Here is a 22318-nt window from a genome sequence, read left to right as displayed (position 1 = left end):
GCCCTGTGATGCCGCCGATGAAGCCGAGCTTGACCGCCGCGTCCTGCGCGAAAGCAGCCGGGGACGCGCTGAGGGTCAAGGCAGCCAAACTGGCGGCCAGAAGGGTCTTGGGTGAGCCTGCCATGCGGTTGATTCTCCTGTCGTGTCCGGCCCGGCGCGTGATGCGGCCGAGCCCTTCGGGCGGAGTTAAACGGCGCGAGAATGGCCGGTCAAGTTAAGCTCCCGTGTCTCGCGTCGCCCTCCCGAGTTGGGCTAGGTTCCCCCGTATGACCCTGCCGCCGCGAATCGTCCTTGCGACCCTCCTGATGCTCCTGCCAAAGCCCGGCATGGCCTTGGCGGACGGCATTGCTGTCGCTGTCCCGCTGAGTGGCCCGAACGCCATTCTCGGCCGACAGGCCGTTGACGGCGCGCGTGCGGCCGTCGACGGCAGCTCGCCGCCACTCGCGGATTACAACACGGGCTGCGAGCGCGACGCCGGACGGGAAGCGGCCGAAAAGATCGTCGCGGCTCGGGCCGAGATCGCAGTCGGCTTTCTATGCAACGGCGCGCTGGAAGGCGCCCTGCCCGTTCTGTCTGCGGCCGGCATCCCGACGCTCGATATCGGAGCGCGCTCGGACAGAATTTTGGCGCGACGCGAGCGTGGCGCCGGCCTGATCTGGCGACTGGCGCCGGGCTCGGGCGCGGAGGCTGCCGCCGTCGCGAGTTTCGTTCGCGCGCGCTGGAACGGCGAGCCCTTCGGCATTGTGGAGGACGGATCGTCCTATGGAAGCGATCTGGCAGAGGCCGTGCGCGGGCTCTTGGAAGCGCAGGGCTTGCGGCCGACCCTTGTCGACAATTTCCGACCCGCCGAGGAAAAGCAGTTCGGCCTTGCGCGCCGGATTGCGCAGAGCGGGTTGCGTCATGTCCTCGTTTTCGGAACGCGGCGCGATGTGGCGATCGTCGCGCGCAATGCGCTCGATGTGACCCCCGGCCTGCAGATCGCGAGCGGCGAGTCGCTGGTGGACGAACCGGGAGATGTGCCGCTGCCGGATGGAGTTCTGACGATCGCGTCCGGCTTCGATGTGGGCTGGACCCCAAGCGAGACGGCGCCGGCGGATGAAGGCTATGCCCGCATCGCCCGGATCGGCACGGAGATCGCGATCGAGGCCCTCAGGCGGGCAAAGGCCGAACACCGCACCCTGAAAGATTTGCTCGACGCCGAAACCTTCGTGACGTCGGGCGGGCTGGTTCGGTTCGACGCGCAAGGCTCTGCCGATGTCGTGCCGTTTCAGGCCTATCGCTGGCAGGGCGACAGGTTCGTCACCGAGAATCAGGGGTGAAACATGTGGCAACCCGGCCCGCGCAATCTCATCACCGACGTTCGAGGCCTTCAGGTCGGCAACGCGAGTTGCGATCAGCTTCTGTCGGGCTCGACCGCGATCCTCTTTGATCAGCCAGCCCATACCGCCGTGGAGATTCTGGGCGGTGCGCCGGGAACGCGCGACACCGAGCTTCTGAACCCTCAGAACCTCGTGCAGCAGGTCGATGCCCTGGTTCTCTCCGGTGGCTCGGCATTCGGATTGGATGCGGCCTCGGGTGTTCAGAGCGTGTTGCGCGCTCGGGGGCGCGGGTTCGAGGTCGCCGGCCAATATGTGCCTATCGTGCCGGCCGCGATCCTGTTCGACCTCGCCAATGGAGGCGACAAGGATTGGGGCCTTCATTCGCCCTACCGCGAGTTGGGGATGGCGGCGGCCGATCAAGCGGGCTTCGCTTTTCCGCTGGGAAGCATCGGGGCCGGCACGGGGGCGACCACCGCGACCTGCCGAGGCGGGCTGGGCTCAGCATCAGCTGTCCTGCGGAATGGCGCGACAGTCGGCGCACTGGTCGCGGTCAATGCCGTCGGCTCGCCGGTGGTCGGCTCGTCCCGCCATTTTTGGGCCGCTCCTTTCGAATATGGCGATGAATTCGGCGGGCTTGGGCACCCGCATCCCTTGCCACAGGATGCATCCCGACTGCGAACGAAGTTCGATCTTCGCGCGGGTGCTCATACGACCATCGCCGTCATCGCGACCGACCTCAACCTCGGCAAGCCGGAACTCAAGCGCCTCGCTGTCGCAGCCCATGACGGCTTCGCGCGGGCGCTCTATCCGGCCCATACGGATTTCGACGGCGATCTCGTCTTTTCGGCCGCCACCGGAACCGCGCCGCGCGACCTCAGCCCCTCCGATCGACTGGAACTGGCGGCCGTCGCCTCCGTCGTCATGGCCCGTGCGATCGCGCGCGGCGTCTTCCATGCCGCTTCGGCTCCGGCCTCAGCGCCGCTTCTCGCGTGGCGGGACATGGCTTAATCCCGATCCTCGGTGCGCCCGAGCATGGATTGAGGCTGGAGAAGAGCTCTGTTAGAGCCCTTTCATCCCTTTCCGTTGCAAGGCCGCTCCCATGATCCCGCGCTATGCCAGACCTCAAATGGTGTCCATCTGGTCTCAGGAAACCAAGTTCCGCATCTGGTTCGAGATCGAGGCCCATGCCTGCGACGCGCTGGCCGAACTCGGCGTCATTCCCAAGGACGCTGCCAAGACGATCTGGGAAAAGGGCCGCGCGGCCACGTTCGATGTCGAGCGGATCGATGAGATCGAACGTGAGACGAAGCACGATGTGATCGCCTTCCTGACGCATCTCGCCGAATTCGTCGGCCCGGACTCGCGTTTCATCCATCAGGGAATGACGTCGTCCGACGTGCTCGACACCTGCTTCAACGTGCAGCTCGTGCGGGCTTCGGACCTGCTTCTAGCTGATCTGGACGCGCTTCTGGCCGCGCTCAAGCGCCGCGCCTTTGAGCACAAGGACACGGTGACGATCGGCCGCTCGCACGGCATCCACGCGGAGCCCACGACCTTCGGCGTCAAGCTCGCCCTCGCCTATGCCGAGTTCGATCGCTGCCGCAACCGCCTCGTGGCCGCGCGTGAGGAGATCGCAACCTGTGCGATCTCGGGCGCTGTCGGAACCTTCGCCAATATCGACCCGCGTGTGGAAGAGCATGTTGCCGCCGCGCTGGGTCTCAAACCGGAGCCGGTCTCGACGCAGGTCATCCCGCGCGATCGCCATGCCATGTATTTCGCGACGCTCGGCGTCATCGCCTCGTCGATCGAGCGCCTCGCGACCGAGATCCGTCATCTTCAACGCACCGAAGTTCTGGAAGCCGAGGAGTATTTCTCGCCCGGTCAGAAGGGCTCCTCGGCGATGCCGCACAAGCGCAACCCGGTTCTGACCGAGAACCTGACGGGCCTCGCCCGTATGGTGCGCTCCTTCGCGATCCCCGCCATGGAGAATGTCGCGCTATGGCACGAGCGGGATATTTCGCACTCTTCGGTCGAGCGCTACATCGGCCCCGACGCGACGATCACGCTCGATTTCGCGCTGGCGCGCCTCACCGGCGTGATCGACAAGCTGCTCGTCTACCCCGAGCGGATGGACAAGAACCTCAACCAGTTCAAGGGTCTCGTCCACTCGCAGCGGGTCTTGTTGGCACTGACGCAGGCCGGCGTCAGCCGCGAGGACGCCTATCGTCTCGTTCAGCGTAACGCGATGAAGGTCTGGGAGCACGGCGCGGACTTTCTCACCGAGCTTCTGGCCGACAAGGACGTGACGGCTGCGCTCTCGGAAGCGGACCTGCGCGAGAAGTTCGACTTGGGCTATCACACGAAGCATGTGGACACGATCTTCAACCGCGTCTTCGGCGCGGCCTGATCTGGGCTCGGCGGTTCGCATCCTCGCGAGCCGTGCTCTTCCGCTCAGGCGGGCTCGGCTTGCGCCGAAACCAGGAGAGGCGTCGCCAGTGGCGGCGCTTCGTTCCTCTCGAAGCCCTTGATGTCGAGTTGGATCATCTGGTGATCCGAAAAGGGCTGATCGAGAATATGAAGCTCGCAATGATCCATGAGATCGCGCGAGATCAGGCAGGTGTCGAGCGTCGCCCTGTAGGGGCCGAGTCGGAAGGTCGGGCCGGCATCCGCATTGGCATGGGCCATGCGCCCGCTGGCCAGAAGCGGCTGTAGCTCGCCCGAGCCGCGAAACAGGTTGAAATCACCGATCACGACACTTGGCCCGTCCCGCTCCTCCACCCAGCGCGCAAGCTCGGCGAGTTGAACGCACCGCACCCGGTAGCGAAGCGACAGATGCGCGACGAGCACCCGGATGCCGGCCATTTCCAAATCATAGACCAAGCGCTTCTTGCCGACTGAGAGATAGCGCGCGACATAGGTCAGCGGCCGGCAGGCGAGGAAGGCGTTGGACTTGCCGCGCGAGACCGACAAGCGGCGGAACTTGCGCTCGGCGCTGTATTTGTTGTCGATCCGAACGGTGGTGTGATGATCCTCCACCAAGGCGCGTGACTGATCGAAGAAGCCGTTGGTCAGCGAGCCCCGATCGATTTCCACGAAACAGCTGAGGTCCGGGCGCAATTCGCGCAGACGGTCTCGCACATGATGAAGGCTGCGAAGCTGCACGTTACGCGTCGTGAAGACATGGTGGTGCACGCGCTTGACGTGATGCCCCAGCGACCCGTCGATGGCGCGCGAATAGCCGAGGTTGGCATAGACGATGCGGAGCATGGTCTTTTGGCTTCCTTCACCTGCTTCGACGCCGCCGGTTAAAGGTCTTGGCGCCGATGGGTTCCGCATCGATCGACTGACAACAAACCGCCGGAGGATATGGCTTTGAACGCTGGACCCGATCTTGCCCGTGCCCATATCCTCGGGCAGAGCCTCCGGCAAGGCGCGTTCCTCGCGGCGCCAGTCTTGAACCCAGCGGATGGCGGCATCGGGGCAGAATGATTCAGTTTCTCGACGGCACGATCTGGCCGGTTCTCATCGCCATGTTGAGTTGGTCGATCCTGATCGGCGCCGTCATCTATATTCCGTTCCGGCGCTCGCCCGTCGCGGCCCAGGCCTGGCTGCTTCTGTTCTTCTTCATGCCCTGGGCGGCGCTGCTGCTCTATCTCGCGGTCGGCAATGCGCGGCACCCGAAATGGCGGCGGGACCGGCTGGAAGCCATGCCGGACATCATCCGCAAGGCGATCGACCATATCTCGCTGCGGGCCATGGGTGCGCTGCGAGCCCTGCGACCGCACCATCAACTGACCGGGCGTTTGGTACATCGTATCGGCCGGTTTCCGGTTCTCCCGGACAATCGCATCGTGCTGGACGCCGACTACAACCGGGTGGTGGATCGGATCGCGACGGATATTGACCACGCCGTCCACCACGCCCATGTCATGGTCTATATCCTGCAGAACGATCAGGCCGGGAATCGTGTTCTGAGCGCCCTGGAGCGTGCAGCCAAGCGCGGTGTCAAATGCCGCCTCCTGATCGATGCGGTCGGGTCCTCTCGCGATCGGCGCGCCATCGCCAAGCGCTTGGAGGGCACAGGCGTCGAGCTTCGGCTGATCCTCCCCTTGCGGTTCTGGAATCAGGCCACCCGGCTCGATCTGCGCAACCACCGCAAGATCGTAGTGGTGGACGGGCGCATCGGCTGGGTCGGATCGCAGAATATGCACCGGATCGAATACGAGCCGAAAACCTTCTATCGCGAGTTGATGGCGCGGGTGGAAGGCCCGGTGGTTCTGGAACTCCAGGCGATCTTCATCGGCGACTGGTATCTGGAAACCGAGGAGGACATCGCCTCGCCGGGCCTCATGCCCGAGCCTCCGCCGCCCTCGCTGGAGCGCACCGCCACCGCGCAAGTTCTGCCCAGCGGCCCGGATTATCCCGATGCCGGTGTCGATATTCTTTTCACCGACCTCATCTACAGCGCTCGGCGACGTGTGGTGCTGGCGACGCCCTATTTCATCCCGAACGAGCCGCTGCTGCTTGCCATGCGAACGGCGGTGTCGAAGGGCGTGCGCGTGACGCTTTTCGTGACGTCCACCACCAACAGCTGGCTGATCGACCGGGCCCAGCAATCCTATTACGACGAGCTTCTGGAAGCCGGCGTCGAGGTCATGCTCTATCGGGAGCGCTTCCTGCACGCCAAGCACCTGTCGATCGACGACGACATCGCCATCATCGGCTCGGCCAATATGGACCGGCGGTCCTTCGAGCTGAATTCCGAGGTGACGCTGATCGCCTATAGCGAAGACGTGGTGCGCGATCTCCGCGTGATCGAGGACGATTACCGCTACAAGAGCCATCGCCTCAAGCTGGAGGAATGGTCGCGTCGCGGTTTCTTCGTTCAGCTGACCGAGAACGTCACCCGCCTGATCAGCCCGCTTCTGTAGCGCTCTTCTTGACATGACGGCTCGTCGCTCGCATCTGCGGGCGATGCGCGTATCAGAAGCCGATATTCTCATTGTTCCCGGATACAAGGGAGCGGACGAACACCACTGGCAGACCCGTTGGGAGCAGAAGCTTTCCACGGCCCGGAGGGTTCAGCAGCTCGAATGGTCCAAGCCCGTCCGCGAGGATTGGATCAAGACCATCGCCGAGGCCGTGAACGCCGCCGAGCGCCCGCCGGTGATCGTCGCCCATTCGCTCGGCGTCACCAGCGTCGTGCAGGCCATTCCACAGTTTCGCAAGAAAGTTGCGGGCGCCTTCTTCGTGGCGCCGCCGGATGTCGAGAACGACACGATCCGGCCGAAGCATCTCATGAGCTTCGGGCCATATCCGCGCGATCCGCTTCCCTTCCCATCCGTCGTCGTCGCCAGCCGAAACGACCCCTATTCGAGCTTCGAGGCGGCCGAGGAAGCCGCCGGGGCCTGGGGCTCGCTGTTCATCGACGCTGGCGAGTCCGGTCATTTGAACGGCGAAAGCGGGCACGGGCCCTGGCCGGAGGGGCTCCTGACCTTCGGCAAGTTCCTGTCCCGCCTGCCCGCGCCCTGACCCGCGTTACCCCCGGATGTCCGCGCAGATCGCCAACGACGCCTGCTTAAGCAGGGACACGTCGCTGGCGACGCAGATGAGATCGTAGCCCATGGCCTGATAACGCCGCGCATCGGGCGCGTTCGCGGCATAGACGGCGGCGATCTTGCCGGCGGCCTTGCTCTTGCGGCAGATCGAGAGCGCCGCTTCGTCCGTCCCCGCGCCGTTCGGATCAAGACGCCCGGTCAGCGCCAAGGACAGATCGGACGGGCCGACGAACACGCCGCCGAGTTCCGGCACATCCAGAATGGCGTCGATCTCGCGGAATGCTCCCGCAGTCTCGATCATCGCAAGGGACACGATCGCTTCCTGCGCCGCGTCGATATAGGCCGCGCCCGACGCGGCCCCGAACAGATCGACCGCTCGGGCCGGCCCGAAGGACCGTGTTCCAAGCGGGGGATACAGCAAAGCACGAGCAAACTGTCTTGCCTCCTCTGCGCTGTCCACCATGGGCATGATGACGCCCGTCGCACCGAAATCCAGCACTCGGCCCGCCATGGCAAGATCACCGACGGGCACGCGCACGATGGCTGGTTTGCCCAGGAAGGCCGCGCGAGCGCATCCCTCCCGGATTTCCGAAATGCCCTGCAACCCATGCTGCACATCGAGCGTGATGGCGTCGAAGGCGCGCAGCAAAGTCTCGTGAACCACCGCATCGCCCAGACCGGACCAGGCCGAGAGCGCGGCGCGCTCCTGACCCAAAATGCTCCGCAGAGTCGGGATCGTCATCGCTTGCCTCCATTGGTTTTTTGCAGATCGAACGAGCCGGGTCCGTTTGGCAAGATGGGATGCCGGATCTCGCCGCTGGGCCCGACAAATTCGGCGAGGCGATTGTTTAGACCCGGCGTTTGGGATATGCAGCCGGCTTAAGCATGCGGTTTATCGCGAGTTTTCCAACGACTCGCCTTTTCAACGATCGAGCAATGTCCATGTCACGTCGCCGCCGTATCTACGAAGGCAAGGGGAAAATCCTTTACGAAGGTCCCGAGCCCGGCACACTCGTCCAGTTTTTCAAGGACGACGCGACCGCCTTCAACAAGAAGAAGCACGAGGTCGTGGACGGCAAGGGCGTCCTCAACAATCGGATTTCCGAGTATATCTTCACGCATCTGAACCGGATCGGCATTCCGACGCATTTCATTCGTCGGTTGAACATGCGCGAGCAGCTGATCAAGGAAGTGGAGATTATTCCGCTCGAGGTCGTGGTGCGCAACGTGGCGGCGGGTTCGCTCGCCAAACGCCTCGGCATCGAAGAAGGCACGGTTCTGCCGCGCTCGATCATCGAATTCTATTACAAGGCCGATCAGCTCGACGATCCGATGGTGTCGGAAGAGCATATCACAGCCTTCGGATGGGCCAGCCCGCAGGAAATCGACGACATCATGGCGCTTGCCATCCGCGTCAACGATTTCCTGTCCGGCCTCTTCCTCGGCGTCGGCATCCAGCTGGTCGATTTCAAGATCGAGACCGGCCGCCTTTTCGAAGGCGACATGATGCGCATCGTCGTGGCCGATGAAATCTCGCCCGACTCCTGCCGGCTCTGGGACACGCAAACCCAAGACAAGCTCGACAAGGATCGCTTCCGTCGCGACCTGGGCGGACTGGTCGAGGCCTATCAGGAAGTCGCCCGCCGGCTGGGCATCATGAACGAAAACGAGCCGCCCCGCCCTTCCGGGCCGGTGTTGGTCAAGTGACGCCTCTGCCGGCGTCGCAACCGGCGCCGGCTCTTCGACTGGTTCATTCTCAAGGCAGGCTTATACCGTGATCAAGGCTCGCATCGTCGTCACCCTCAAGAACGGCGTTCTGGACCCACAGGGCAAGGCGATCGAAGGAGCGCTCGGAACGCTCGGCTTCGAGGGCGTCGGTGCCGTTCGCCAAGGCAAGGTCTTCGACGTCGAAGTCGAAGGCTCCGACCGTGCTAGGGCCGAGGCCGATCTGAAGGCGATGTGCGAACAGCTCCTCGCCAACACGGTCATCGAGAATTACGCCATTCAGATCGCCTGAGGTCGGACCATCATGAAATCCGCCGTCGTTCTTCTTCCCGGCCTCAACCGCGACCGCGACATGATCGCGGCCTTGACCAAGATTTCCGGCTCAGCGCCCGTCACCGTCTGGCAGACCGACACGGAGATCCCCGATGTCGATCTGATCGTCGTTCCCGGCGGCTTCTCCTTCGGCGATTATCTGCGCTGCGGCGCGATCGCTGCGCGCTCGCCGATCATGCGCGCCGTCGCCGAGAAGGCGAAGAAGGGCGTGGCGGTTCTCGGTGTCTGCAACGGCTTCCAGATCCTTTGCGAAGCCGGCCTCCTTCCCGGCGCGCTCATGCGCAACACGAGTCTGAAATTCGTGTGCCGCGAAGTGAAGCTGCAAGTCGCGAACGCCTCTACGCGCTTCACGAACGCCTATACGCAGGGTCAGATCATTCGCTGCCCCGTGGCGCATCATGACGGCAATTATTTCGCCGATCCCGAGACGCTCGCCCGGATCGAAGGCGAAGGTCATGTGGCCTTCCGTTACGCGGAGGGCACAAACCCGAACGGCGCGATCAACGACATTGCCGGCATTGTCAGCGCCGAGGGCAACGTTCTCGGCTTGATGCCTCATCCGGAAAATCTGATCGAGCCCGAACACGGCGGAACGGACGGGCGTGGCATTTTCGAAAGCGCGCTGGGTCTTTCGCCGCACGGTCTGGCAGCGTGAGCCGAGCCCACCTCGCGCGATATCTCTTGATCGCCGCGCTCCTGCCGGCCCTCGTCGTTTTGTCCCCGATCGCGTTCGGCTTGGTCGCGGTTATGGTGGGTACGGTTGGGCTGCTGCTCGGTGTCTTCGGCGCAGCGCTCGGGTCCGTTGCCGCGCTGATCGGTCTGATGCTCGCCTTCCTGGCCAGTTGTGCGTCGCCGGTCGTACCCCCTTCGGTGCAGAAGCCCATGCCGACGCCGAAAGTGGATACCGGGCTGGATCGCATGGAGCGTCTGGCGCTGACGGCCAATCGCTGCTGGATCAAAAGCCGCGATCCGGCTTTCACCGGCTATTCTCTGGCGCCGGAGCTCTCCTCGTTCTCCGGGCGTCCACGCTTCCTTCTGGTCCCGAAGGGCCGCATGGAGGCCAGGCCGCTTCTGGTGGTCGAGGGACGGGCAGGATCGGCCGATGTCGAGACCTACGGCCCTCTTCTGGACACGTCCATGCGCTCGCGCCTCGAAGGCGATCTGGCCCGCTGGAAGGCAGGATCGGGCGAGTGTTCCGCCTGACATGACGCCGCGCTTGTCTGTCTGCGTTCTGGGCCTGGCTCTTGGACTGACATCAGGCTGCCAGTCCGTTGCGGCTCCCTCCTCCTCGCAAGGCGCCTCCTCCATGGAAGCCCCCAATGCCTTGGAGCGACAATATCTTGGGGAGACGGGACACGCGGTCTATCGTGGCCGTTCCTTCCAGCGCACTCGCAATTTCCTGTTCGGCGATCCGTCGCGTGGATATGCCATCTGTCTTCGCTCCGCCAAGCGCGGCGGCGGTTTCGACCATACGCTGTTGATTCTCCAACGCCGCATTTCCGGCGCGGTGAGCCAGGTCGAGGACGACGTCCAGATTCTGCGGGCCGCTGCCGATGTCGGCGCGTGTCGTACCCGGTCCGACTGGGTGGACGTCCGGTGAAAACCCTTCTCTTTCCGCTTGTGATCGCGCTTTTCCAATGCGAAGAGCGGCCAAGCGCGTTTCTCTCCTCTCGTTCGGAGGCTTCATGACCAACATCGCCATCACGCCCGAACTCATCGCCAGTCACGGGCTGAAGCCGGACGAATATCAGCGTATTCTCGATCTGATCGGCCGCGAGCCGACGATCACCGAACTCGGCATCTTCTCGGCGATGTGGAACGAGCATTGCTCGTACAAGTCCTCCAAGCGCTGGTTGCGCACGCTGCCGACCAAGGGGCCGCGCGTCATTCAGGGTCCGGGTGAGAACGCCGGCGTCGTGGACATCGGAGATGGCGACTGCGTCGTCTTCAAGATGGAGTCGCACAATCACCCCTCCTATATCGAGCCTTATCAGGGCGCAGCGACGGGTGTAGGCGGCATTCTGCGCGATGTGTTCACCATGGGCGCGCGGCCGATCGCAGCCATGAACGCGCTCCGCTTCGGCGCGCCGGACCATCCCAAGACCCGCCATCTTGTGGCCGGTGTCGTCGCGGGCGTCGGCGGGTATGGCAATTCCTTCGGTGTGCCGACCGTCGGCGGCGAGGTGAACTTCCACTCGCGCTATAACGGCAACTGCCTCGTGAACGCCTTCGCGGCCGGTCTCGCGAAGGCCGACGCGATCTTCCTGTCGGAAGCCAAGGGCGTCGGACAGCCGGTCGTCTATCTCGGTGCCAAGACCGGGCGCGACGGCGTCGGCGGAGCGACCATGGCCTCGGCCGAGTTCGACGAGAAGATCGAAGAGAAGCGCCCGACCGTCCAGGTCGGTGACCCCTTCACCGAGAAATGCCTGCTTGAAGCCTGCCTCGAGCTCATGCAGACCGGCGCGGTCATCGCCATTCAGGACATGGGCGCGGCCGGTCTCACCTGCTCGGCCGTCGAGATGGGCGCGAAGGGCGATCTCGGCATCGAACTGGATCTCAACAAGGTGCCGGTGCGCGAAGAGCGCATGACGCCTTACGAAATGATGCTGTCGGAAAGCCAGGAGCGGATGCTCATGGTTTTGGAGCCCTCCAAGCAGGAGGTCGCCGAGGCGATCTTCCGCAAATGGGGCCTAGACTTCGCGGTGGTCGGCAAGACGACGGACGATCTTCGCTTCCGCATCCTCTTTGACGGGACCGAAGTCGCCAATCTGCCGATCAAGGAACTTGGCGACGAAGCGCCGGAATATGATCGGCCTTGGACCGAGCCCAAACCCGCCAAGGTGGTGCATCTCGCCGATATCCCTGAGCCCCGCGACTATGCGCAGGCGCTTCTGAAGGTGCTCGGCTCGCCCGACATCGCCTCGCGCCGCTGGGTCTTCGAGCAATATGACACGCTGATCCAGGGCAATTCGCTTCAGCGGCCGGGCGGCGACGCCGGCGTCGTGCGCGTCGATGGGCACCCGACCAAGGCGCTCGCCTTTTCGTCCGACGTGACGCCGCGCTATTGCGAGGCCGATCCCTGGCAGGGCGGCGCGCAGGCTGTCGCCGAATGCTGGCGCAACCTGACAGCGGTGGGCGCAGAGCCCTTAGCGGCGACCGACAATCTCAATTTCGGCAATCCCGAAAAGCCTGAGATCATGGGCCAGTTCGTCAAGGCCGTGGAAGGGATCGGCGCTGCCTGCCGCGCGCTCGATTTCCCGATCGTCTCCGGCAACGTCTCGCTCTACAACGAGACCCAAGGCCGCGCGATCCTGCCGACGCCCACGATCGGCGGCGTCGGTCTGATCGAGGATCGCCAGTTCACCGCGACGATCGGCGGGATGCGCGACGGCGACGTTTTGTTCCTGGTGGGACAGGACGGGCAACACCTCGGCAGCTCGGTTTACCTGCGCGAAGTCGAAGGGCGCGAAGAGGGCGCGCCCCCTCCGGTGGATCTGGAGATGGAGAAGCGCCACGGAGATTTCGTGCGCAAGCTGATCCGCTCCGGCCGCGTCACGGCCTGCCACGATCTCTCGGACGGCGGCCTCGGCATCGCGCTGGCGGAAATGTGCATGGCGTCCGGACGCGGCGCGAAGGTGAATGTCGGCGGCGGCGCGCTGCACGGCCCGCTCTTCGGCGAGGATCAGGCGCGGTACGTCGTGGCGGTCTCTACGAAGGATGCCGCCTTGCTGGAAGCCGACGCGCAGGGCATACCGCTGCGCGAGCTCGGCACGGTGGGCGGAACGGCGCTGGTCGTCAACGGCGCTCTGTCGCTGGAGATCGAGCGCCTGACCGTCACGCATGAAAGCTGGTTCCCGAACTTCATGTCGGGCACCGTGGATGCCAGCGCCGCCTGAGACGCGTTGCCGGGTCCGGGCGAAGCCTCTATCTTCGAACCGGACCTGAAAGCCTTGAGGAGACCGACGGCATGCCGATGAACGCTCACGACATCGAGTCCATGATCCGCGAAGCGATCCCGGACGCCGTGGTCACGATCCGCGATCTTGCGGGCGATGGGGATCATTACGCCGCCGAGGTCGTCGCGGAGAGTTTTCGCGGCAAGTCGCGCGTGCAGCAGCATCAGATGGTGTATCAGGCCCTGCAGGGAAATATGGGCGGTGTGCTTCACGCCCTCGCCCTTCAAACCAGCGCGCCGAAAGCATAACTACAACGCAGACGCGGCCCCGCTCGTCGGTCGCGATCAGATTGATTCCTTCGCCTCACGGACGAAGGCCAACCAGAAAACGGACCCGGCCATGAGCGGCATCATCGATTGGATCGACAACGAGGTGAAGACGAACGACGTGATCGTCTTCATGAAGGGCACTCCGGATTTCCCCCAGTGCGGTTTTTCCGGCCAAGTCGTTCAGATCCTGAACTATCTCGGCGTCCCCTATAAGGGCGTCAACGTCCTGTCGTCGGACGATCTGCGCAACGGTATCAAGGAATACGGCTCCTGGCCGACCATCCCGCAGGTCTACGTCAAGGGCGAGTTCGTCGGCGGCTGCGACATTCTGCGCGAGATGTTCCAGGCGGGTGAGTTGCAGGACTTCTTCGGCGAACGCGGCATCGAGGCCAAGGGCGCGGCGGCCGCGCAGTAAGCCACGCTTCTTTTTACCGCTGATAAAGGCTCGCTTCGAACCGAAGCGGGCTTTTTTCGTTTCAGACTGGGTGCGCGCTCATGAGCCCCGCACCAATCAGTCACCCTTTCCATTTGGCGTGGGAGGCTGTAGACGAAAGCGGCATCAAGAAAGATTGAGCCTATGTCGGACGCGCCGGATCGAACGCGCGGGATCCCCTATTGGGAACTCGTGACCCTTATCGCCTGCATCATGGCGCTGAACGCCGCCGCGATCGACATCTTCATTCCGGCGCTCACGGGCATCGCGCGATCGCTCGAACTTTCCAATCCCAATCAGGCGCAGTTCGTCATCTCGTCCTATGTGATGGGCTTCGGTATCGCGCAGATCGCCTACGGCACACTGTCGGATCGTTATGGCCGGCGTCCGGTGCTTCTGTTCGGGCTGGCGATCTATGTGGCGGCTTCGATCGCGGCCGTGTTCGCCCCGACTTTCGGAATCCTGCTGGCCCTACGCGCGATCCAAGGCATTGGCGCGGCGGCGACCCGCGTCATCGCGGTATCGGTTGTCCGGGATTGTTTCGGCGGCGCGCGCATGGCCAGCGTCATGTCGCTCGTCATGATGATCTTCATGGTCATCCCGGTCATCGCCCCCAATCTCGGCCAGCTGATCCTTCTGTTTGGCGATTGGCACGAGATCTTTCTGGCCATCTCCGCGTTCGGCGCCTTCGTGGCGGTCTGGACCTATTTCCGAATGCCTGAGACCCTGCATCCCGAAGATCGCATTCCACTGACGATGAGCCGCGTGACGGGCGCCTTCAAGCTGGTCGTGACCAACCGACGCGCCTTTGCCTATACGCTTTCGACCGCCCTCACCTTCGGTGTTCTCTTCGCCTTTATCAACCAAGCCGAGCAGGTCTATGGGACGATCTACGCGCTGGGGCCGGCTTTCACGCTTTACTTCTCGGCCGGTGCGATTTTCATGGCGGTCGCATCCTTCACCAATTCGCGCCTCGTGGTGCGCTTTGGAATGCGCCGTCTGTCGCACGGTGCGCTCTGTCTGTTCCTCGCCTTCAACATCCTGCATCTGGCGATCGCGCTGCTGTCGGGCGGCGTGCCGCCCTTCCCGGTCTTCCTAGTCGGGATCATCGCGACGCTTTGCCTGTTCGGTTTCATCGGCACGAACTTCAACGCTCTGGCGATGGAGCCTTTGGGGCATGTCGCAGGAACAGCCTCCTCCGTTTTGGGCTTCATGCAGACCTTCGGCGGCGGCGTGCTTGGGGCAACGATCGGCTACCTCTATGACGGAACGCTCATTCCCCTCCTGAGCGGCTATGTCGTCCTTTCGATCGGGGCTCTTCTTTGCGCGTTGGTCGCGGAAAACGGCAAGCTCTTCGCAAGAGATCGCGCGCCCAGCCGAGAGGATCCGCTCGTCACGCATTCTCACGCGGCCGCAGAATGAAAAAAGGCCGGTTCACTGAACCGGCCTTGTCCTTCAAGCGATATCGCTGCCGATGAGCTGTCGCAACTCCCGCCAGCTTTCCGCGTCCGGCGCGGTGAGAAGGCCGCCATTGACGTCGGTTGGACGGTAAGGCGAGCCATCCCATTTGCGGACGTAGCCGCCGGCCTCCTCCAAGAGAAGCGAGCCGGCCAGATGGTCCCAGGGCATGAGCTTGACGTAGAACTGATAATGCAGCGCGCCGGACGCCGTGAGACGATATTCATGGGCAGCGGTGCGGTAGTTCGCGAGGATGCGGGTTTCCGCGAGCCGGGTCAGCAGCGCGCGGCGCTGATCCTTCGGTAGCATGGAAGACGATGCGACGCCGATCATGTCCGCCACCGGTGCAGGAGCTGCAGCCCGCAGCCGGACGCGCTCGCCGTCAGTGCGCACGAGATAGGCTCCCGAACCCTTTTCGGCCAACATCCAGTCATCGCCCAGCGGATCGTAGATCAAGCCCGCGACCGTCTCGCCTTTCGAGACCACGGCCGCCATGACGCCGAACAAAGGCGCGCCCGCCGCAAAATTCGCGGTGCCGTCGATCGGGTCCACGATGATGGAAAGATCGGCGTCCGCGATCCGCGACAGCAGGGCCGGATCGGCCGCCACGCCTTCCTCACCGACAAAAAGTGCGCTCGGCATCAGGGCAGCGCACTCACGCTTGATGAAGCGTTCTGCGGCTTCGTCGGCTTCGGTCACAAGATCGACGGCCGACGTTTTCTCGCGGATGTCTCCATCCCCCAGCCGGCGAAAGCGGGGCATGATTTCGGCCTTGGCGGCGTTTCGCAGGATCTGGGCCAGTTCGTCGATAGGCAGGGTCACGGCGTCTCGTCCCTTTGTGGATGCAGATTGGCGAAGTCGAACAAGGCGGGGTCGAGCAGATGGCTCGGCTTCACGCTCGACAGCGAGCGCCCGATCGTTTCCTTGCGGCCGGGAAAGCGCCGATCGAGATCGGCGAGAAAGGTCTTGAGCGCGCTGCGTTGAAGACCCTCCTGGCTCCCACAAAGGTCGCAGGGAATGATCGGGAAGCGCATGGCGTCGGCAAAGCGCGCGATATCCTCTTCCGAGCAACGGATGAGAGGGCGCAGAACGGTGAGATCGCCCTCGTCGTTCAGGAGCTTGGCCGGCATCGCCGAAAGCTTGCCGCCATGCAGCATGTTGAGAAAGAAGGTCTCGATGCTGTCGTCGAGGTGATGCCCGAGAACCAGCGCCTCGCAGCCTTCCTCGCGGGCGATCCGATACAAGTTGCCGCGCCGCAGGCGCGAACAGAGCGCACAGGTCGTGGCGCCCTCGGGTACCTTTTCCTTCACAATTGAGTAGGTGTCGCGATATTCGATCCGATGCGGGACGCCATGGCGCGTCAGAAAATCCGGAAGGATATGCTTGGGAAAGTTCGGTTGACCCTGATCGAGATTGCAGGCCAGCAGATCGACCGGCAGCAACCCGCGCCATTGAAGATCGACCAGCAGCGCCAGCAGCGTGTAGGAATCCTTGCCGCCGGACAGACCAACCAGCCAGCGCGCACCGGGCCGGACCATCGCATAGGTCTGAAGCGTTTCGCGGACCTGCCGCAGGAGCCGCTTGCGCAGCTTCTTGAAACTGACCGAATCGGGAGAATTGCGAAACAGCGGGTGCGCGCCCTCGCCCGGTTCGAACTCCGCCTCACCCGCGCCCGCCTCGCTTGGCCTGACCTCGTTCAGCATGTCGCTTGCTCCTTCACGGCAGGCTGTAACAACCAAGCCAGAAAAACAAAAGGCCGCCCGAAGGCGGCCTTTCGAAAAGGTGCGTCGATGGACGACCGATCAGCGCGAGTAGAACTCGACGACGAGGTTCGGTTCCATGATGACCGGATACGGAACATCGTGCAGGCCCGGAACGCGCTGCAGCGTCGCGACCATCTTGCTGTGATCGACTTCGAGGTAGTCCGGCACATCACGCTCGGCGAGCTGCGTGGCTTCGATGAGCACGGTCAGCTGCTTCGACTTCTGACGAACCTCGATCACGTCGCCCTGCTTGCAGCGGTACGAACCGATATTCGTACGCACGCCGTTGACGGTGACATGGCCATGGTTCACGAACTGACGAGCGGCGAAGATCGTGGGAACGAACTTCGCACGGTAGACGATCGCATCGAGGCGCGACTCGAGCAGGCCGATCAGGTTCTCAGAGGTGTCGCCACGACGACGGGCGGCCTCTTCGTAGATCTTGCGGAACTGCTTCTCGGACAGATCGCCGTAGTAGCCCTTGAGCTTCTGCTTGGCCCGCAGCTGCGTGCCGAAGTCGGACATCTTGCCCTTGCGGCGCTGGCCATGCTGGCCCGGGCCGTACTGGCGGCGGTTCACCGGGGACTTCGGACGGCCCCAGATGTTCTCGCCCATGCGGCGATCGATTTTGTACTTAGACGCTTCGCGCTTAGACATCGCATTTCCCAAAAGGAGAGCCAGCGGACCATTCCGCCAGCCGAGGAAACGCGCCCTCCTTTGCTCACCCCGCGGCGAGCTGACAGGGATGCCGCGACAAACGCGATCAACCCACGGGACACGTAAAGAAACAGCGGACCTTTCGATCCGCTGATACGAGCCCCATAATGGATCTGTCACAAACCGTCAAGACAATGACGTGGCTTACTTACGGGCGATCACCCAGACAGCGTGGACGATGCCGGGAATATAGCCGAGCAGCGTCAAGATGATGTTGATCCAGAAGTGTTTGCCGAGGCCAACTTCCATGAAGACCCCGAGCGGGGGAAGCAGGATGGCGAAGATGATCTTGATCAGGTCCATGGAAAACTCGTTCGTGCCTTAATACCCGTTGAACGATCATCCACCCCGTTCGTTCCCGTTTCAACAGGGTTGAACCGGCCTCTTCGGACTCGGAACACAGGATAGAGATCATGGTCAAGACCGGCACCTTTGGGTCGATCGCGGCGCTTCTCCTTGTCGTGGCCATGTCTCCGGCTCAGGCCGACGCAGGCTATTTTCAACGCTTCGACGGACGCTTTGCCGGCGGTGGCACGGTGCAGCGCGAGCAGGATTCCTCCCCTCGCCGCGTGTCGTGCTCTCTGACGGGCGCAACAGGCAGCGCCAACCGTTTGCGGATGGACGGAACCTGCCGGGCCGCCATTATCGTGCGCCGTGCGATCGGGGCCGATCTCCGTTACGACCCGTCGACGGACCGCTTTTCCGGCACCTATACCGGGTCAAGCCGTGGTCCGGCCCAGTTGCGCAACGGGCGCCTGCGTGGCGATACGCTGACCCTCGATCTCGTCTATCCTCAGCCGGTGCATGGCGATCGCAATGCCGTCATGACCATCCGCAACAGCGGCGATGGGGCCTTCACGCTAACCGTGACGGATCGGGTCGACGGCCAGAGCCGTACGACGTCGAACGTCACGCTGCAAAAGAGCTAATACATCCGTCTTTGAGCTGCTCAGGCTCGCAAGCCGAACCCGCGAATGAGAGCGCGCGTGGCCGCGTCCGGCGCGCCTGCGGTAAAGATCGCGCGGTCGGGGCCATCCGGCGCCTCGCCGCTTTGTGGCGGCAGAAGCGAAAGCGCACGCCGCGCGATCGCCTCGGCAGGGTCCAGCCAGTCCACCGGCCAAGGCGCCGTCTTGCGCATTCGGTTGGCCAGGAACGGATAATGCGTGCAGGCGAGAACCACGATGTCCGTCCGCCGCCCGTCGCGCTCAATGAAGCATGGCGCGGTCTCAGTCTGAACGGCATTTTCGTCCACAAAGCCGTTGCGCAGATAATCTTCGGCCAGCGCGGCGAGGTGAACGCTGCCCACCAGATGGACCTCGCATTTCGAAGCCCATTGCGTGATGAGATCCCGCGTGTATTGGCGCCTGACCGTACCCGGCGTTGCAAGCACGCTGACGAGCCCCGAGCGCGTGCGCTCGGCTGCCGGCTTGATTGCCGGCACGGTGCCGACGAAGCTCATGCCGGGATAGGCCGCCCGCAGGTCTCCCAGCACCAGGGTCGAAGCCGTGTTGCACGGGATCATGCAGATCGAGGGCCGGTGCTCTTCGATCAAGCGGCCAAACAGCGTCACAATCCGCTCGCGCAGCGCCTCCTCTTCCCAATTGCCATAGGGAAAGGCCGCATTGTCGGCGACATAAAGAAAGCGACGCTCGGGCATGAGCACGCGCGCTTCGCGAAGAACCGTCAGCCCGCCGAGCCCGGAATCGAACAGGAGGACCGGCCCGTCGCTCATTCGCCCTCTCCGGCCGATTTCATCGCCTTGCGATCGAGCGAGCGCAGAACGCCGTGAAGCGTGCTGAGCTCGGGTCCGCTGAACCCCGCGCGCGTCAGCATGATGCGAAGATTGTGCACCATCACCTCACGTTTGGCCGGCGGAAAGAAATAGCCGGCAGCGTCGAGCGAGCCTTCCAGATGATCGAAGAAGCGATAGAGATTGTCCTTCTCAGCCGGGGCGATCTCGGGCGCCGAGAAACGCGGCGCGGCGTTCTCGTCCAACCCGGACTTCATCCATTCGTAGCTCATCAGCAGGACGGCCTGCGCGATATTGAGCGAGGCGAAGGCCGGATTCACCGGGAAGGTTACGATCTCGTCGGCCAGATCGACCTCCTCGTTCGAAAGGCCGAAGCGTTCGCGCCCGAACAGAATGCCGGCCTTCTGTCCCGAACCGATGCGCGCGCGCAGCTCGCCTGCCGCGCTGTCTGGCCCCCGCACCGTCTTGACGGAGTCGCGAGGTCGGGCTGTGGTCGCCAGGAGATAAGTGAGATCAGCCGCCGCCGCCTCGACCGTATCGAACAGCTTAACGGCGTCGATCACATGGTCGGCGCGCGAGGCGCTGGCCCGCGCCCGCTCGTTCGGCCAGCCATCGCGCGGATTGACCAGCCGCAGGTCCGCAAGACCGAAATTCGCCATGGCCCGCGCCACCATGCCGATATTCTCGCCGAGCTGAGGCTCCACCAGAATGATCGCGGGTCCCTCGGTCAGGTTCTCGTCGGTGCGGTTCGTGCCGGCCAAGGCGAACCCTTTCGTTCAATTCGTTAGCTTTGCCTGCCATTAGCGCGGCTTGCGCCCCGCGCAAAGCCTTCGTCAGCCTCGCGGACGGCTTTGCGGGGCTCGACGCCGGTGTTATAGCCGCCCCATCACGCCGGGGGCACTCCCGCCCTCTGTCCAACACCACTCCGGCCGCCTGGCCGGGGCCATCTGGGGAAAGCAGCATATGGCGAAGATCAAGGTCCAAAATCCGGTCGTGGAGCTGGACGGCGACGAGATGACCCGGATCATCTGGCAGGCGATCAAGGACAAGCTGATCCACCCCTATCTCGACATCGACCTCGAGTATTACGACCTTTCGGTCGAGAACCGCGACGCGACCAACGATCAGGTGACGGTCGATTCCGCCAACGCGATCAAGAAGCATGGCGTCGGCGTCAAGTGCGCCACGATCACGCCGGACGAGCAGCGCGTCGAAGAGTTCAAGCTCAAGAAGATGTGGAAGTCGCCCAACGGCACGATCCGCAACATCCTCGGAGGCGTGATCTTCCGCGAGCCGATCATCATGAAGAACGTGCCGCGCCTCGTTCCAGGCTGGACGCAGCCGATCATCGTCGGCCGCCATGCCTTCGGCGACCAGTACCGCGCGACCGATTTCAAGTTCCCCGGCAAGGGCACGCTCTCGATCAAGTTCGTCGGCGAAGATGGCGAAGTGATCGAGCACGAGGTCTATCAGGCGCCCTCCGCCGGCGTCGCGATGGCCATGTACAATCTCGACGACTCGATCCGGGAGTTCGCCCGCGCCTCGTTCAATTACGGCCTGCTGCGCGGCTATCCGGTCTATCTCTCGACCAAGAACACGATCCTGAAGGCGTATGACGGCCGCTTCAAGGACATCTTCCAAGAAGTGTTCGACGCCGAGTTCAAAGCCGAGTTCGACAGCCGCAAGCTCACCTATGAGCACCGCCTGATCGACGACATGGTCGCCTCGGCGCTCAAGTGGTCGGGCGGCTATGTCTGGGCTTGTAAGAACTATGACGGCGACGTCCAGTCCGACATCGTGGCCCAGGGCTTCGGCTCGCTCGGCCTCATGACCTCGGTTCTGATGACGCCGGACGGCAAGACGGTCGAGGCGGAAGCTGCGCACGGCACCGTGACGCGCCATTACCGCCAGCACCAGAAGGGCCAGGAGACCTCGACCAACTCGATCGCGTCGATCTTCGCCTGGACCCGTGGTCTGGCGCACCGCGCCAAGCTCGACGACAACGCCGAGCTGAAGCGCTTTGCCGACACGCTGGAAAAGGTCTGCATCGATACGGTCGAGGCCGGTCACATGACGAAGGATCTCGCCCTTCTCATCGGGCCGGACCAGCCGTGGCTCTCCACGACCGGCTTCCTCGACAAGATCGACGAGAACCTCAAGAAGGCGATGGCCTCGGCCTGATCTCAAGCTCTATTCAGCCGGCGCGCCCTGCGCGCCGGCTGTCAGATCTGCGGTGCGTCGCTCGACGCCGAAGCCGGCGAGAAGTGCGACGGCCACCGCGACGACCAGAATGGTCGAGAGAAGCGCAAGCGCATAGTTCCCGCCCCAATGCTCGGCGAGCGAGATCTGGATCGTCGCATTGCCCGAGGCCAGAAGATTGCCGATCTGATAGGCCGTTCCAGGGAACGTGCCCCGTACATCCGGCGGTGAAATCTCGTTGAGATGCGCCGGGACGACGCCCCAGGCCCCCTGCACGCAGAACTGAACCAGGAAGGCTCCGAGGGCCAACAGCGGCGCGTTCGGAGCGTAAGTCCAAAGCCCTGCGGCCGGGATCGCCAGAAGGGCGGCCACGACGATGGCACGCCGACGGCCGAGCGTTTGCGACCAAGCGCCAAAACAGACGCCGCCGAGAATCGCTCCGATATTGTAGATGATCGCAATCGTTCCGGTGACGGTGCTGGAGTAGCCGAGCTGCTTCTCCAGGAAGGTCGGATAAACGTCCTGCGTGCCATGGCTGAAGAAGTTGAACGCCGTCATCAAGAGAACCGCCCAGATCAGCAGGCCGATATTTCCCTTCAACGCCTGCGTCAAAGACAGAGGACGAGCGGCCCTCCGCCCCTCGAACGCAGGGGACTCCTTCACCGTCCGCCGGATGTAGAGGATCAGCAGCGCGGGCAGGATGCCGATCATGAACAGGCCGCGCCATCCGACCAGCGGGAAGGCAACGAGGTAAACGAGGGATGCGATCAGGTACCCCGATGGGTAGCCCGCCTGAAGGATACCCGACACGACACCTCGCGCACGCTCAGGCACGCTT

Annotated in this window: 25 protein-coding genes; 16 read left to right on the top strand and 9 right to left on the bottom strand. The window is 63.5% G+C overall.

The features are described 5' to 3' along the window. Positions 1 to 266: 266 nt before the first annotated feature. From AUL36_RS16225 to purB, 3 genes are all read left to right on the top strand, one after another. Entirely contained in the window at positions 267 to 1319 is a 1053-nt protein-coding gene (locus AUL36_RS16225; RefSeq protein ID WP_082655888.1) for an ABC transporter substrate-binding protein, read from the top strand. 3 nt (positions 1320 to 1322) lie between these two features. Next, positions 1323 to 2327 (top strand): P1 family peptidase, encoded by a 1005-nt coding sequence (locus tag AUL36_RS16220; protein ID WP_062222424.1) that lies wholly within the window; start codon positions 1323 to 1325, stop codon positions 2325 to 2327. Positions 2328 to 2418: 91 nt separating this feature from the next. Then, on the top strand, positions 2419 to 3726 hold the full coding sequence (gene purB / locus AUL36_RS16215) for an adenylosuccinate lyase (protein ID WP_062222422.1): 1308 nt from the start codon (positions 2419 to 2421) through the stop codon (positions 3724 to 3726). 44 nt (positions 3727 to 3770) lie between these two features. Here purB and AUL36_RS16210 read toward each other — a convergent pair whose 3' ends face one another. Continuing rightward, on the bottom strand, positions 3771 to 4586 hold the full coding sequence (locus AUL36_RS16210) for an endonuclease/exonuclease/phosphatase family protein (RefSeq protein ID WP_058635388.1): 816 nt from the start codon (positions 4584 to 4586) through the stop codon (positions 3771 to 3773). 218 nt (positions 4587 to 4804) lie between these two features. Between AUL36_RS16210 and cls the strand changes: the two genes are divergently transcribed. Then, positions 4805 to 6250: a cardiolipin synthase gene (gene cls, locus AUL36_RS16205; RefSeq protein WP_062222420.1), complete on the top strand. Its 1446-nt coding sequence runs from the start codon at positions 4805 to 4807 to the stop codon at positions 6248 to 6250. Positions 6251 to 6293: 43 nt separating this feature from the next. After that, positions 6294 to 6851 (top strand): RBBP9/YdeN family alpha/beta hydrolase, encoded by a 558-nt coding sequence (locus AUL36_RS16200; RefSeq protein ID WP_062222432.1) that lies wholly within the window; start codon positions 6294 to 6296, stop codon positions 6849 to 6851. Between the two features lie 6 nt (positions 6852 to 6857). Here AUL36_RS16200 and AUL36_RS16195 read toward each other — a convergent pair whose 3' ends face one another. Continuing rightward, positions 6858 to 7619 (bottom strand): HpcH/HpaI aldolase family protein, encoded by a 762-nt coding sequence (locus AUL36_RS16195; RefSeq protein WP_062222418.1) that lies wholly within the window; start codon positions 7617 to 7619, stop codon positions 6858 to 6860. Between the two features lie 200 nt (positions 7620 to 7819). On the opposite strand from AUL36_RS16195, the gene purC reads away from it, so the two are divergent. The 9 genes from purC to AUL36_RS16150 all read left to right on the top strand — a co-directional run bounded on the left by purC (position 7820) and on the right by AUL36_RS16150 (position 15015). Continuing rightward, entirely contained in the window at positions 7820 to 8584 is a 765-nt protein-coding gene (purC, locus tag AUL36_RS16190) for a phosphoribosylaminoimidazolesuccinocarboxamide synthase (protein WP_058602324.1), read from the top strand. Between the two features lie 67 nt (positions 8585 to 8651). After that, positions 8652 to 8894 (top strand): phosphoribosylformylglycinamidine synthase subunit PurS, encoded by a 243-nt coding sequence (gene purS, locus AUL36_RS16185; protein ID WP_062222416.1) that lies wholly within the window; start codon positions 8652 to 8654, stop codon positions 8892 to 8894. A 12-nt stretch (positions 8895 to 8906) separates the two neighbouring features. Beyond that, entirely contained in the window at positions 8907 to 9590 is a 684-nt protein-coding gene (gene purQ, locus AUL36_RS16180; protein WP_058602313.1) for a phosphoribosylformylglycinamidine synthase subunit PurQ, read from the top strand. Next, a complete protein-coding gene (locus tag AUL36_RS24690) occupies positions 9587 to 10138 on the top strand; it encodes a hypothetical protein (RefSeq protein ID WP_244497149.1) in 552 nt (183 codons plus the stop codon). The genes purQ and AUL36_RS24690 overlap by 4 nt, the downstream gene beginning before the upstream one ends. Positions 10139 to 10241: 103 nt before the next feature. After that, the gene (locus AUL36_RS16170; RefSeq protein ID WP_156418429.1) at positions 10242 to 10535 is read left to right on the top strand and encodes a hypothetical protein; all 294 of its coding nucleotides are present in this window, start codon (positions 10242 to 10244) and stop codon (positions 10533 to 10535) included. A gap of 85 nt (positions 10536 to 10620) precedes the next feature. Further along, positions 10621 to 12831, top strand: coding sequence for a phosphoribosylformylglycinamidine synthase subunit PurL (purL, locus tag AUL36_RS16165; protein ID WP_062222428.1), 2211 nt, complete (start codon positions 10621 to 10623; stop codon positions 12829 to 12831). A 71-nt stretch (positions 12832 to 12902) separates the two neighbouring features. Next, the gene (locus AUL36_RS16160) at positions 12903 to 13139 is read left to right on the top strand and encodes a BolA/IbaG family iron-sulfur metabolism protein (RefSeq protein WP_058602460.1); all 237 of its coding nucleotides are present in this window, start codon (positions 12903 to 12905) and stop codon (positions 13137 to 13139) included. A gap of 91 nt (positions 13140 to 13230) precedes the next feature. Next, positions 13231 to 13575: a Grx4 family monothiol glutaredoxin gene (gene grxD, locus AUL36_RS16155; RefSeq protein ID WP_058602459.1), complete on the top strand. Its 345-nt coding sequence runs from the start codon at positions 13231 to 13233 to the stop codon at positions 13573 to 13575. A 162-nt stretch (positions 13576 to 13737) separates the two neighbouring features. Next, on the top strand, positions 13738 to 15015 hold the full coding sequence (locus AUL36_RS16150) for a multidrug effflux MFS transporter (protein ID WP_058635393.1): 1278 nt from the start codon (positions 13738 to 13740) through the stop codon (positions 15013 to 15015). Between the two features lie 33 nt (positions 15016 to 15048). On the opposite strand, the gene AUL36_RS16145 is transcribed toward AUL36_RS16150, so the two are convergent. The 4 genes from AUL36_RS16145 to AUL36_RS23350 form a co-directional block, all read right to left on the bottom strand. Then, positions 15049 to 15873 carry an inositol monophosphatase family protein gene (locus AUL36_RS16145; RefSeq protein ID WP_062222411.1) on the bottom strand — a complete coding sequence of 275 codons (825 nt, stop codon included), beginning with the start codon at positions 15871 to 15873 and terminating at the stop codon, positions 15049 to 15051. Beyond that, positions 15870 to 16754, bottom strand: coding sequence for a tRNA 2-thiocytidine(32) synthetase TtcA (gene ttcA / locus AUL36_RS16140; RefSeq protein WP_062222409.1), 885 nt, complete (start codon positions 16752 to 16754; stop codon positions 15870 to 15872). The genes AUL36_RS16145 and ttcA overlap by 4 nt, the downstream gene beginning before the upstream one ends. Before the next feature lie 99 nt (positions 16755 to 16853). After that, complete coding sequence (rpsD, locus tag AUL36_RS16135; protein WP_058602455.1) at positions 16854 to 17471, bottom strand: 30S ribosomal protein S4; 618 nt, start codon at positions 17469 to 17471, stop codon at positions 16854 to 16856. A gap of 204 nt (positions 17472 to 17675) precedes the next feature. After that, on the bottom strand, positions 17676 to 17834 hold the full coding sequence (locus AUL36_RS23350; protein WP_082640577.1) for a YqaE/Pmp3 family membrane protein: 159 nt from the start codon (positions 17832 to 17834) through the stop codon (positions 17676 to 17678). 110 nt (positions 17835 to 17944) lie between these two features. On the opposite strand from AUL36_RS23350, the gene AUL36_RS16130 reads away from it, so the two are divergent. After that, entirely contained in the window at positions 17945 to 18460 is a 516-nt protein-coding gene (locus tag AUL36_RS16130) for a hypothetical protein (protein ID WP_062222407.1), read from the top strand. 20 nt (positions 18461 to 18480) lie between these two features. Here AUL36_RS16130 and murI read toward each other — a convergent pair whose 3' ends face one another. Together murI and AUL36_RS16120 are read right to left on the bottom strand one after the other, a co-directional pair. Then, entirely contained in the window at positions 18481 to 19263 is a 783-nt protein-coding gene (murI, locus tag AUL36_RS16125; RefSeq protein WP_062222405.1) for a glutamate racemase, read from the bottom strand. Continuing rightward, positions 19260 to 20042, bottom strand: a complete 783-nt coding sequence (locus tag AUL36_RS16120) for an RNA methyltransferase (RefSeq protein ID WP_062222399.1) — start codon at positions 20040 to 20042, stop codon at positions 19260 to 19262. The genes murI and AUL36_RS16120 overlap by 4 nt, the downstream gene beginning before the upstream one ends. Before the next feature lie 202 nt (positions 20043 to 20244). Here AUL36_RS16120 and AUL36_RS16115 point away from each other — a divergent pair, with 202 nt between their 5' ends. Next, on the top strand, positions 20245 to 21462 hold the full coding sequence (locus tag AUL36_RS16115) for an NADP-dependent isocitrate dehydrogenase (RefSeq protein ID WP_058602451.1): 1218 nt from the start codon (positions 20245 to 20247) through the stop codon (positions 21460 to 21462). Positions 21463 to 21471: 9 nt separating this feature from the next. Here AUL36_RS16115 and AUL36_RS16110 read toward each other — a convergent pair. Next, on the bottom strand, positions 21472 to 22318 hold an 847-nt coding region (locus AUL36_RS16110; protein WP_062222398.1), incomplete at its 5' end, for an MFS transporter.

This window comes from Aureimonas sp. D3 (genome assembly GCF_001463805.1).
GTDB lineage: Bacteria > Pseudomonadota > Alphaproteobacteria > Rhizobiales > Rhizobiaceae > Aureimonas > Aureimonas ureilytica_A.
The sequence above is the reverse complement of the archived record's forward strand: the minus strand, read 5'-3'. Positions and strand labels throughout refer to the sequence as shown.

Coding starts and splice junctions, on each gene's coding strand:
- AUL36_RS16225 (WP_082655888.1), top strand. CDS start 267: ATGACCCTGCCGCCGCGAATCGTCCTTGCGACCCTCCTGATGCTCCTG.
- AUL36_RS16220 (WP_062222424.1), top strand. CDS start 1,323: ATGTGGCAACCCGGCCCGCGCAATCTCATCACCGACGTTCGAGGCCTT.
- purB (WP_062222422.1), top strand. CDS start 2,419: ATGATCCCGCGCTATGCCAGACCTCAAATGGTGTCCATCTGGTCTCAG.
- AUL36_RS16210 (WP_058635388.1), bottom strand. CDS start 4,586: ATGCTCCGCATCGTCTATGCCAACCTCGGCTATTCGCGCGCCATCGAC.
- cls (WP_062222420.1), top strand. CDS start 4,805: ATGATTCAGTTTCTCGACGGCACGATCTGGCCGGTTCTCATCGCCATG.
- AUL36_RS16200 (WP_062222432.1), top strand. CDS start 6,294: ATGCGCGTATCAGAAGCCGATATTCTCATTGTTCCCGGATACAAGGGA.
- AUL36_RS16195 (WP_062222418.1), bottom strand. CDS start 7,619: ATGACGATCCCGACTCTGCGGAGCATTTTGGGTCAGGAGCGCGCCGCG.
- purC (WP_058602324.1), top strand. CDS start 7,820: ATGTCACGTCGCCGCCGTATCTACGAAGGCAAGGGGAAAATCCTTTAC.
- purQ (WP_058602313.1), top strand. CDS start 8,907: ATGAAATCCGCCGTCGTTCTTCTTCCCGGCCTCAACCGCGACCGCGAC.
- AUL36_RS16170 (WP_156418429.1), top strand. CDS start 10,242: ATGGAAGCCCCCAATGCCTTGGAGCGACAATATCTTGGGGAGACGGGA.
- purL (WP_062222428.1), top strand. CDS start 10,621: ATGACCAACATCGCCATCACGCCCGAACTCATCGCCAGTCACGGGCTG.
- AUL36_RS16160 (WP_058602460.1), top strand. CDS start 12,903: ATGCCGATGAACGCTCACGACATCGAGTCCATGATCCGCGAAGCGATC.
- grxD (WP_058602459.1), top strand. CDS start 13,231: ATGAGCGGCATCATCGATTGGATCGACAACGAGGTGAAGACGAACGAC.
- AUL36_RS16150 (WP_058635393.1), top strand. CDS start 13,738: ATGTCGGACGCGCCGGATCGAACGCGCGGGATCCCCTATTGGGAACTC.
- ttcA (WP_062222409.1), bottom strand. CDS start 16,754: ATGCTGAACGAGGTCAGGCCAAGCGAGGCGGGCGCGGGTGAGGCGGAG.
- rpsD (WP_058602455.1), bottom strand. CDS start 17,471: ATGTCTAAGCGCGAAGCGTCTAAGTACAAAATCGATCGCCGCATGGGC.
- AUL36_RS23350 (WP_082640577.1), bottom strand. CDS start 17,834: ATGGACCTGATCAAGATCATCTTCGCCATCCTGCTTCCCCCGCTCGGG.
- AUL36_RS16130 (WP_062222407.1), top strand. CDS start 17,945: ATGGTCAAGACCGGCACCTTTGGGTCGATCGCGGCGCTTCTCCTTGTC.
- murI (WP_062222405.1), bottom strand. CDS start 19,263: ATGAGCGACGGGCCGGTCCTCCTGTTCGATTCCGGGCTCGGCGGGCTG.
- AUL36_RS16115 (WP_058602451.1), top strand. CDS start 20,245: ATGGCGAAGATCAAGGTCCAAAATCCGGTCGTGGAGCTGGACGGCGAC.